At 68.0% G+C, this 10919-nt stretch carries 10 protein-coding genes; 8 read left to right on the forward strand and 2 right to left on the reverse strand.

Annotated features, from left to right (window positions below; genetic code table 11):
- The 8 genes from VGT00_13165 to VGT00_13200 all read left to right on the forward strand — a co-directional run.
- On the forward strand, positions 1-397 hold a 397-nt coding region (locus VGT00_13165; GenBank protein HEV8532363.1), incomplete at its 5' end, for a MoaD family protein.
- Positions 394-861 (forward strand): Mov34/MPN/PAD-1 family protein, encoded by a 468-nt coding sequence (locus tag VGT00_13170; GenBank protein ID HEV8532364.1) that lies wholly within the window; start codon positions 394-396, stop codon positions 859-861. The genes VGT00_13165 and VGT00_13170, both read left to right, overlap by 4 nt.
- Before the next feature lie 8 nt (positions 862-869).
- The gene (gene hemL / locus VGT00_13175; GenBank protein ID HEV8532365.1) at positions 870-2156 is read left to right on the forward strand and encodes a glutamate-1-semialdehyde 2,1-aminomutase; all 1287 of its coding nucleotides are present in this window, start codon (positions 870-872) and stop codon (positions 2154-2156) included.
- 431 nt (positions 2157-2587) lie between these two features.
- Positions 2588-5641: a molybdopterin-dependent oxidoreductase gene (locus VGT00_13180; protein ID HEV8532366.1), complete on the forward strand. Its 3054-nt coding sequence runs from the start codon at positions 2588-2590 to the stop codon at positions 5639-5641.
- On the forward strand, positions 5638-6984 hold the full coding sequence (gene nrfD / locus VGT00_13185) for an NrfD/PsrC family molybdoenzyme membrane anchor subunit (protein HEV8532367.1): 1347 nt from the start codon (positions 5638-5640) through the stop codon (positions 6982-6984). Before VGT00_13180 ends, nrfD begins: the two co-directional genes overlap by 4 nt.
- Before the next feature lies 1 nt (position 6985).
- On the forward strand, positions 6986-7492 hold the full coding sequence (locus VGT00_13190; GenBank protein HEV8532368.1) for a DUF3341 domain-containing protein: 507 nt from the start codon (positions 6986-6988) through the stop codon (positions 7490-7492).
- On the forward strand, positions 7489-7995 hold the full coding sequence (locus VGT00_13195) for a cytochrome c (protein HEV8532369.1): 507 nt from the start codon (positions 7489-7491) through the stop codon (positions 7993-7995). Before VGT00_13190 ends, VGT00_13195 begins: the two co-directional genes overlap by 4 nt.
- Positions 7992-9134: a hypothetical protein gene (locus VGT00_13200; GenBank protein HEV8532370.1), complete on the forward strand. Its 1143-nt coding sequence runs from the start codon at positions 7992-7994 to the stop codon at positions 9132-9134. The genes VGT00_13195 and VGT00_13200 overlap by 4 nt, the downstream gene beginning before the upstream one ends.
- Positions 9135-9334: 200 nt before the next feature.
- Here the strand turns inward: VGT00_13200 and VGT00_13205 are convergent, their stop codons facing one another.
- Both VGT00_13205 and VGT00_13210 read right to left on the reverse strand, forming a co-directional pair.
- The gene (locus VGT00_13205; GenBank protein ID HEV8532371.1) at positions 9335-9916 is read right to left on the reverse strand and encodes a DUF2867 domain-containing protein; all 582 of its coding nucleotides are present in this window, start codon (positions 9914-9916) and stop codon (positions 9335-9337) included.
- A 153-nt stretch (positions 9917-10069) separates the two neighbouring features.
- A partial coding sequence (locus tag VGT00_13210) for a DUF222 domain-containing protein (protein ID HEV8532372.1) occupies positions 10070-10919 on the reverse strand: 850 nt, incomplete at its 5' end.

Genomic DNA, 10919 nt, shown 5'->3' on the forward strand with positions numbered 1-10919 from the left:
TCGAGCCCCCGCCGCCGACCCACAGGAGATCCAGATGACCGTGGACGTCTATATTCCCACGCCCTTCCGTCGGGCGACCAATAACAAGGACAAGGTGTCCGTGGAGGCGCAGGACGTGCGCGGGCTGCTCGACGAGCTGGAGGACAGGTTCAGCGCCCTCAAGGGCCTCGTGCGCAATGAGGCCGGGGAGATCCACGATCACGTCAATGTCTACGTCAACAGCGAGGCCATCGAGTCGCTGCAAGGGCTCGGCACCGCGCTGAAGGACGGAGACGAGGTCGCGATCATTCCCGCCCTCGCCGGGGGGGCAGGTCCCGCCCTCGCCGGAGGGATTGATCGGGCCCTCGCCGGGGGGGCTGGCCGGCCCTCGGCCGAGGGGGCCCTCATCGAGCGATGATTCTCACTCCCGAGGAGTACGCGCGGGTCGAAGCGCAGGCCGTGGCCGAATACCCGTCGGAGTGCTGTGGCGTGGTCCTGGATCGGCCAGGGTCGCCTCCCGAGCGAGTCTTGATGCCCTGCCGGAACCTGCAGGACGAGCTTCACGCCAAGGATCCGGTGCGCCATCCGCGCGATGCGAGGACGGCCTACTACATCGATCCCACCGATTTGATCGCCATCGGCCGACGAGAGGCCCAGGGCTTCCGCGTGGCCACGATCTATCATTCCCACATCGACACCGGCGCCTACTTCTCCCCGACGGACAAACGCAATGCCCTGGTCAACGGCGAGCCCGCCTATCCGGACGCGACCTACGTCGTGCTCTCGGTGATGGAGGGGCGCGTGGTCGAGGCCGGCGCCTTTCGCTGGGACCCCGGGGCCGGAGATTTCGTCGCCTTCGACTGGAAGCGCCCGCAGTCCTGATCGCTCCCATGACCGCCTCTCGCTCGGAGTCGCTCTTCGGCCAGGCCCAGCGGGTGATCCCCGGTGGCGTCAATAGCCCTGTCCGCGCCTTTCGCGGCGTGGGCGGCACGCCCTTCTTCGTCCGGAGCGCCGAGGGCAGCCGCATCACGGATGTCGACGGCCGCTCTTACATCGATTTCCTCGGCTCCTGGGGCCCGCTCATCCTGGGCCACGCCGCCCCCGCCGTGATCGAGGCGGTGGGCGAGGCGCTCGCGCGCGGCACGAGCTATGGCGCGCCGACTCCGGGCGAGGTCGAGCTGGCGGATCTCATCGTCTCCGCCGTGCCGTCGATGGAGATGGTGCGTCTGGTCTCCTCGGGCACCGAGGCGGCCATGAGCGCCATCCGTCTCGCGCGGGGCGCCACCGGTCGCGACCTCATCGTCAAGTTCGAGGGCTGCTACCACGGCCACGCCGATAGCCTCCTCGTCAAGGCGGGCTCGGGCGGAGCAACCTTCGGCGTGCCGGATAGTCTGGGCGTGCCGTCGGCGCTGGCCCAGATGACGCTGACTACACCCTTCAATGATCTCGGAGCCGTGGAGCGCCTCATGTCCGCGCGCGGCGGCGAGGTGGCGGTCATCATCGTGGAGCCCGTGGCCGGTAACATGGGAGTGGTCCCACCTGCCCCCGGCTTTCTCGAAGGGCTCCGGCACCTGTGCGACCGGCACGGCGCCCTCCTGCTCTTCGACGAAGTCATCACCGGCTTCCGCCTGGGCTTCGGCGGCGCCCAGGCCCGCTACGGAGTGCGTCCGGACCTGACCTGCCTCGGCAAGATCATCGGCGGTGGCCTGCCCGTGGGTGCGTATGGCGGCCCTCGTGCCCTCATGGAGCGGATCTCGCCCCTGGGCGGCGTCTATCAGGCGGGCACGCTCTCGGGCAATCCCTTGGCCGTGGCGGCAGGCCTGACCACGCTCCGGGCTCTTGCCGATGCCGCTGTCTACTCGCGGCTCGAGCGCGCCGGCAGCACCCTCGAAGCCGGGCTCGCCGACGGCGCGCGCGCCGCGGGTATCCCCCTCACGGTCAACCGCGTCGGCTCCATGCTGACCGCCTTCTTCACCGACGGTCCCGTGACGGACTATGCCTCGGCGAAGCGCGCGAATACCGAGCGCTACGCGCGGTTCTTCCACGCCATGCTCGAACGAGGCGTCTTCCTCGCCGCCTCGCAGTTCGAGGCGGCCTTCGTCTCGCTCGCCCACTCCGACGCGGATCTGGAAACGGCGGCGCGGGCCGCCCGCGAAGCCTTCGCCACGCTCCGCTGACCTGTCGTCTTCGCGCCCGGCTCGGGAATGGGCAAGATGACTATTGACCCTGGTTTTTCTGCGTGATACGGTTCACAAGGCCGTGGCCCGGAGAGGTTCGTCCACCGGCCATCCCGGAGCGCATCACACGCGCGGCAGCGGATGAGCCGCAAGGAGCGCATGAGCGTCAATGGTGGTGAACCCACCGTGTCTTCTCAGCCCTCGCCTCGCGGCCACGCCGCTCAGCTCGAACGGCCACGCCTGCGGCATTCACTCAGCTCTCGTCTCGCGTCGGCCCCTGGCCGCCGCTCAACTCGAACAGCGGGCAGCGTCTCGGCTCGAACTATCACGGCCTTCGCTTCGGAAGTCCCGGATGTCCCGTTCCGTCGTTTCGGCCTCCGATCTCGCGTCGCCCCCTTCAAAGTCGTGATGATCGCTGGGCGGACAGCGGCATGAGCGAGCCCGCCAAGAACGGAATGGACCGCCGAGCATTCTTCAAGATCGTCGCCACCTCGGGCGCGGCGGTAGCCGCGGCGGGCTGCGGCAAGGAAGGGGACGAGCTCCTCGGCCGCGTGCCCACGAAGCTCATCCCCTACGTCGTTCCTCCGGACGGGATCGTCCCGGGGTTGGCCGCGTACTTCTCGACGGTGTGCCGGGAATGCCCGGCGGGCTGCGGCCTCGTGGCCAAGAATCGCGACGGCCGCGTCATCAAGCTCGAGGGCAACCCCGATCATCCCGTCAACGCGGGCACGCTCTGCCTCCGCGGCCAGGCCCAGCTCCAGGGGCTCTATCACCCCGATCGATTCCGCGGCCCTCAGGTGGGCGGGAAGGCCGCGGCCTGGGACGAGGTCGAGAAGCAGGTCGGCGACAAGCTCGCCGCCCTCGCCAAGGCGCGGCAGGGGAGCAAGATCGCGCTGGTGAGCGGCCTCGAGACGGGCAGCCTCGGGCGTCTGATGGACGAGTGGACGCGGGCCCTCGGCGCGCGCCCGCGGATCGCGTATGAGCCCCTGGGCTACGAGGCCCTCCGCGCGGCCAATCGCGCGGCCTTCGGGCGGGACGCCATCCCGCACTACGCCATCGAGGAGGCGGGCTACCTCGTCTCCTTCGGCGCCGATTTCCTCGAGACGTGGATCAATCCCGTGGCCTACGCGGGCAGCTTCGCTCGGATGCATGCCCTCGGGCGCGGGCGCGCCGGCACCTTCGTCCACATCGAGCCGCGCCAGTCCATGACGGCGGCCAATGCCGATGAGTGGCTGCGCAATGCCCCCGGCACCGAGGGCGTGCTCGCCCTCGCCATGCTCAAGGTCATGCTGGACGAGGGGATCCACGCCAGGGAATCCGACTCGGGCGCGCTGCGCGCCGCCGTCAAGGGCGTGGATGTCGCCAAGGCGGCCGAGATCTCCGGGGTGCCCGCGGAGACCATCAAGCGCGTCGCCCACGATTTCGCGCATGCCAAGGGTGCCCTGGCCATCGGCGGGGGCATGGCCATGACGGGGCCGCAGGCCACCGACACCCTGATCGCCGTCAACCTGCTCAATATCGCCGTGGGCGCCGTCGGCAAGACCATCCGCTTCGGGTCGGACGCGGCCCTGGGCAAGGCCGGCTCGTTTGCCGACATGGCCAAGCTGACGCAGGCCATGGCCGCCGGCGAGATCGAGGTCCTGATACTTGCCGGCGTCAACCCCGTGTACAGCATGCCCGCCAAGTCCGGCTTCAGCGAGGCGATGGGCAAGGTCGGCCTCGTGGTGAGCCTCTCCCATCACCCGACGGAGACGACGGCCAAGTCCACCGTGGTGCTGCCCGCCTTGCACCCTCTGGAGTCGTGGGGCGACTACGTCGCGCGTGATGGCGTCATCGGCCTCATGCAGCCGACCATGGGGCCGGTGACGATCGACGGCAAGCCCATCGACGGCAAGTCCACGGGCGATATCCTGCTCTCCGTCGGACGCCGGGCTCTCGGCACCGAGGAGGGCAAAGGCCCGCTCAAGTGGGCCAGCTACGAGGAGTACGTCCGCGAGCAGTGGCAGGGGCTCGCGCGCCAGTACGGCTCGGGCAAGGCCTTCGCCGACTTCTGGGAGGAGTCGCTCCGGCGCGGCGGCGTCTGGGGCGCGCCCGCCACGGCGGCCATCGGCAAGGTGGATATCGGGCGTCTCACCGGCGAGCCGGCCAAGCTCGAGGGCGACGGCACGCACGCGCTCCTCGTCTATCCGTCGGCGCGGTTCTATGACGGCCGCTCGGCGGACAAGCCATGGCTCCAGGAAGCTCCCGACGTCATGACCCAGATCGCGTGGGACGGCTGGGTCGAAGTGCCCGTGGAGACGGCGGACAAGCTCGCGCTCGGCCGCGGAGACGTGGTCACGCTGACCTCGCCGTACGGCAGCATCGAGCTGCCGGCCTGGCCCTCGAAGAGCCTGCACCCGGGCGCGGTGGCCGTGGCCATGGGGCTGGGACACGACTTCCCTGGTGCTTTCGCCAAGGGCGGCCGCTTGAGGTCCAACGCGGACCACGATGTCTTCCTCAACGGCGGAGCGAACCCGCTACGTCTCTTGCCGGCGGCGCCCGAGACGGCCTCCGGCGGGCTGCCGCATCTCGTGGTCAAGGTCACCCTCGCCCGCACGGGCACGCGACGGCCGCTCGCCATACCACAGGCGACCTTCGACGACGAGAACCGGGAGATCGCCGAGATCGTCGGCCTGGCCGCGGCCCGCGAGATGGAGCTGCGCGGCAAGCCGCCCGAGGGCGCGAGCGTGCCGAGCATGTATCCCCCGGTCAAGTATCCGGACTACCGGTGGGGTTTGGCGGTGGACGTAGACGCCTGCACCGGCTGCCAGGCCTGCGTGGTCGCCTGCTCGGCCGAGAACAATGTCCCGGTGGTGGGCAAGGCCCAGGTCGCTTATGGCCGCGCCCAGCAGTGGATACGCCTCGAGCGATGGGAGAAGGGGCAGGGGGGAAGGACGAACGTGTTCCTGCCCATGTTCTGCCAGCATTGCGGAGTCGCGCCATGCGAGCCCGTCTGTCCCGTGTACGCCGCCTACCACACGACGGAGGGGCTGAACGCGCAGATCTACAACCGCTGCGTGGGCACGCGCTACTGCGGCAACAACTGCCCGTATCATGTCCGCCGCTTCAACTGGTTCAACTACACGTGGACGGCGCCCCTCGACCAGCAGCTCAATCCCGACGTCACCGTCCGCCAGCTCGGGGTCATGGAGAAGTGCACGATGTGCCTCCAGCGCATCGAGAAGGGCAAGGACGAGGCGCGCGAGGTGGGACGCGCGGTGAAGGACGGCGACATCCAGACGGCCTGCCAGCAGACCTGTCCGACCCAGGCCATCACCTTCGGCAATCTCAAGGAGGGCGCGGCGCGGGTGACCAAGCTCTCCGCGAGTCCGCGGAGCTATCACGTGCTGAACGAGCTCGGGACGAGGCCGGCGGTGACGTATCTCGCCAAGGTCGTGCGTGGGGAGACGGGCGGACACGGCGCCGGGAAGGGGCACAAGGCATGAGCGTGGCGACCCAGCCGGGACAGCCGAGCTGGGCGGATGTCAATCGGGACGTCGCCCGGACCGTGAGCATGCCGGGCAATACCTACTTCGCCTGGATGTGCCTCGTGGCCCTCACCCTCGGATGCGGCGTCCTGGCCTGGTCCTACCAGATCTGGGCGGGCATGGGCGCGGCGGGCAAGCGGACGCCCCAGATGTGGGCGATGTACATCACGACCTTCGTGTTCTGGATCGGCATCGGGCATGCCGGCACCCTCATCTCCGCCATCCTGTATCTCTTCCGCGCGAAGTGGCGGACCTCGATCTACCGGGGCGCCGAGGCCATGACGGTCTTCGCCGTGATGACGGCCGGGCTCTTCCCCCTCATCCACGCCGGGCGGATCTGGTTCGCGTACTGGCTCACGCCGTATCCGAACCAGCGGTATCTCTGGCCCAACTTCAAGTCGCCCCTCGTGTGGGACGTCTTCGCGATCTCGACCTACCTGACCATCAGCGTGGTCTTCTTCCTCGTGGGACTCGTGCCGGATATCGCGGCCCTGCGGGACCAGTCCACCGGGATCAAGAGGAAGATCTACGCCGTGATGTCCCTGGGGTGGGAGGGCTCGGACTCGCAGTGGCGCCACTACCGGCGGGCCTACGGCCTGCTCGCCTCGCTGGCCACGCCCCTCGTCCTCTCCGTGCACAGCGTGGTGTCCTTCGACTTCGCCATGGCCCTGGTGCCGGGCTGGCACTCTACGCTCTTCGCCCCCTTCTTCGTGGACGGCGCCATCTTCTCGGGCTTCGCCATGGTGCTGCTGCTCATGCTTCCCATGCGCTACCTCTTCGACTGGTACGCCTACATCACGGACAAGCACCTGGACGCGATGGGCAAGCTGATCCTGGTCACCAGTCTGGTTCTGACCTACTTCTACCTCTGCGAGGCCTTCACGTCGTGGTACAGCGGCGAGCACTTCGAGCGGGCCTCCCTCTTCTACCGGGCCACCAAGCAATACGCGTGGGCCTTCTGGCTCCAGTATTTCTGCAATAGCCTCGTGCCCCTCGTGCTGTTCTGGAAGAAGGCGCGCACCCATGCCGCCACGCTCTATGTCGTCTCGCTCTTCGTTCTGGTCGGGATGTGGTTCGAGCGCTTCAACATCATCGTCCTGGGGCTCGGCTTCGACTTCTACCCGTACACCTGGGGCACCTACTATCCGACGGTGACGGATTCGACGATCATCATCGGCTCGTTCGCGTGGTTCCTCCTCCTTTTCCTGGGTTTCATCCGCGTGCTGCCCTCGCTGTCTATCGTCGAGGTCAAGGAGGTGCTGCCGCATCCCCTCAAGTACGCCCGCGGGGGGCATCACTAGCATGGCCGGGACTTCCGTCCTGGGCATCTTCGCCCACGTGGACACCACGCTCGACGCCATCCGGAAGCTCCGCGAGAAGGGCTTCTTGGAGCTGACCGTCTACACGCCGGTGCCCGTGGAGGAGATCGAGGAGGAGATCGAGCGCGTGCGGCCCCTGTCGAAGGTGCGTCTGTTCACCCTGATCGGCGCCCTCACGGGCACCAGCGCGGGCTTCTTCCTGACCATCTGGTCCTCGCTCAAGTGGAGCCTGGTGACGGGGGCGAAGGACCCGGTGTCGTACCCACCCTTCATCATCATCGCCTTCGAGCTCACCATCCTCTTCGGCGGGCTGGCCACGGCCCTCGCCATCCTCCTCCTCGGCCGGCTGCCCAAGCTCTCGCCCTCGCCGACCTACGATCCGAGCTTCACGCTGGATCGCTTCGGCGTCGCCGTCAGCTGCCCTCCCGAGACGGCGGCCACGGTGACGTCGCTGCTCACGGCCTCCGGCGCCGAGGAGGTGCGGCAATGATGAAGTATGTCTTCGTCCTCGTCCTCCTGCTGGTGGGTGGGGCGGCGGGGGTGCAGGGGATCCTGCTCGTGTATCGGTGGAACCACAACATGACGGTCACCCAGCGGATCATGCCGGGCGAGATGTCGTTCGCCATGGCCCCGGGCAGCCTGCCGCGGGACGGCGGGCAGCTCTATTACGGGAAGGAGCAGCGCGAGGCCGCGGCCGCCCGGAAGAATCCGGTGCCCGCCACGTCCGAGTCGATCAAGAAGGGCGAGGCGCTCTACGTCGTGTACTGCACGCCCTGCCATGGCGCCTCGGGCAAAGGCGACGGGCTCGTCTCGACGAAGTTCGTGCTCCCGGCCGACCTGAGCAATGCGGCGCTCCAGAAGGCCCGTACCGACGGCTACTGGCAAAGCTATCTCTCGGTGGGCGGCGCGGTGATGCCGTCCTACGCCGAGGCGCTGTCTCCGGTGGAGCGCTGGCACGTGGTCAACTACCTTCGCACCCTGGCCCAGAAATGAGCCCGGATTCGACGGGCGCCCCTCCCACGGCCAAAGGCACGGGACTCCTGTGGGTCCTGGCCGCCGCGGGCGCCGTCGCCTTCCTCTTCGGCGTCTTCCTGGCCGATCCCAAGTCGACCTGGGGCATCTATCTCGTCAATCTCATCTTCTGGTCGTGCCTCGCCGTCACCGGCCCGGCGCTGGCCGGGGCTATCCAGATCACGGAGGGGCGCTGGTCGCCCTCCGTGAAGCGCATCGCGCTGACCACGGCAGGCTTTCTGCCCGTGTCCCTCATCGGCTTCGTCATCCTCTTCTTCGGGCGGGCCACGCTCTATCCATGGGTAACAGCGCCCATCGAGAACAAGGCGGCCTGGCTCAATGTGCCCTTCATGGCGATCCGGATCGCCATCGGGACGGCGGCTCTCTACTGGGTAGCGTTCATCTTCGCCAAGGCCGTCTTCGCTCAGGACGCGGCAGGCGCCGACACCCCGGCGGCCGAGGCGCGGCGGAACAAGCTCGCGACCACGCTGCTCATCCTCTTCGTGGTCGTCGTCTCCCTGTGGGCATTCGATCTCGTGATGACGCTGGACCCGATCTGGTACAGCGGGCTCTTCGGCGGCTACTACGTGGTCAAGGCACTGTACACGGGCTTCGGCCTCGTGACCTTCCTGACCATCCGCGCCAATGCCCGCGGGGTCACCAATGTCGCGCCCTCGGGCATCCAGGACATGGCCAAGCTCACCTTCGCCATGTCCGTCATGTGGATGTACTTCTTCTTCTCGCAGTACCTGGTGATCTGGTACGGCAATGTCCCGATCGAGACGCGTTTCTTCGTCGCGCGCTTCTTCAACCCGCCCTGGGGCGTGGTGGCATGGCTGGTCTTCATCTTCGGCTGGCTGATTCCTTTCTCCTATCTGCTCAAGCGTCTGACGGGGCGGCCGCCCACCCGGCACAAGGTCCTCGTGGTCATCCTCTTCTGCGGCTGGATCTCGATCTTCGTCGAGCACGTGCTCGTGGTCTTCCCGTCCCTCGACACGAAGATCGGCTTCCCCCTCGGGCTCAAGGAGGTCCTGATCACCGCGGGATTCTTCGCCCTCTTCGCCCTCAGCCGCCGCCGGTTCCTGCAGACCTACAACCCGGTGCTCCGCCAGGCCAGGTAGGGGCAGCCTGTCCAGGGCGCGACGCGGCGTCCGGGCCCGCGTCGACCATGGGGGCTAGGGCGAGAAGGAAGCACGAGCGTAGAGCCTTGGCACAGCAGTGACGTCGTCGAGCTACTCGCGTTGCTCGCCCTTGGCGCGTCAGAACCGCCAAAACAGAGGGCGCCAGCCTGCGCCACATCCCGCCGCGCATGCGCGGCGGGCTACGGAGAGCCCCCGCGCGTGGGAAGCGATACCCATGCCGCTCGGATTGACTCGAGAATCGCAGGGTAGACCACGAAGCGCCGAAACGGTTCGATAGCCGCCATGTAGAGCGGTGTGAATGCCGAGACGTTCTCAACGTAGATCGCCCAATACAGCCGGTAGCCAGCGGCGAGCCGACGGAGAGCCATGCAGCTGAAGGCGTGTACGGTGGCGTTCCTTGCCTCGCCCACCATCTCGTACCGAAACTCGTAGATCAACCGAAGCGGCCCGAACACCGCACCGATCGGAGAGAGCGAGCGCCGGCGCTGTTCGTCGCTCAAGCGGCTTGCGTATGCGGGCTCGGGCTGCTCGCCGTCCCAGTAGAAGACCCGCCCGAGAAATCTGCGCAGCCCCACGAGCACTCGTACGGAGAACGTAGGTTGGTGTCTCGTCGCATCCATGAGCCGCCGGACGTCAGCGATCGTGCGCTCATCGCCACCGTCGGGGAGATCGACGACGGAGACGTCCCGCAGCGGGATGTCTTTCAAGAGCGCATGCACTTCAAGGTCGAGAGCCAAGAACTCTGCGTGGGAGATTCGCATGAAGTTCGTAGACTACTCGATGCTCGGAGCGCAGACAACATAGAGCCCATTCCCAGTCATGGCTGGGCTCGTCTGGCCTTGGCACAGCGCAGATGAAGCGTCCGGCATCGTGGGGCGATCCTGCCAGAGTGTGTCGGAGGACAACTGATGCGGCTAACCCGACTCGTGCCGCGACGGACTAGGTCGGGCTCTCTGGGCGAGCGGGTGCAGGACGTCGATGGCCCACCCCACGTCCAGTCGCTCCCCGAGCCAGCCGGCACACCCCGTCCGCGCGGTGACACGCAGGCCTTGCGAGTCGTGACAGGCTCGCAGAGCCTTGATCGGATCCGCGGGCACCGCGGCAGGCGCCGGCACCTCAGGGAGCGGGCGGCCGTCCGGCCGCCGGAACTGGAGCGCTCCGTCGGGTAAACGCGCGACCTGGTAGCCCTCCTCGTGCACCGCCCGGTGATGCCGGCGACAGAGCAGGGCGAGGTTCGAGAGCGTGGTCGGGCCCCCGTGCGCCCAGTGGCGGAGGTGATGCCCCTGGGTGAAGCGAAGGCCGCACCCCGGGAAGCGGCAGCCCTGATCCCGATGGTGGAGCGCTCGCCGCAAGGCGGGGGGAATCGTCCGGGTCCGGGCCCCGATCTCCAGCAGGCGCCCGGCATCATCATGACGCATCACCACCCGGCTGGCGTCGCACGCTAACCGCCGGGACGTTTCCGCGGGAACGCGCGTCCCCTCCTCGAGGACAGACTGGCCCGGCTGATCCGGATCGGCCAGGACCTGGGCGTCGACGTGAACCACCACCTGGTAGCGCTCGCCCGGGGCGCCGGGATCGAGCCCGTGATGCAGGGCCGTCTCCGCGAGCAGGGCCAGGGCATCGGCCTGCTGCTGGGAGACCGGGGGCGTTTCCGCGGAAACGTCCCCGAAACCTGCCGAGGCCCTAGCCCGCTCCCGGGCCCGCTGATAGAGGCTCTCGCGGGCGGCGGCCAGGGCTTGCATGACCAGCGCTCCCACCTCCGGC

This window comes from Candidatus Methylomirabilota bacterium, from assembly GCA_036002485.1.
Lineage (GTDB): Bacteria > Methylomirabilota > Methylomirabilia > Rokubacteriales > CSP1-6 > AR37.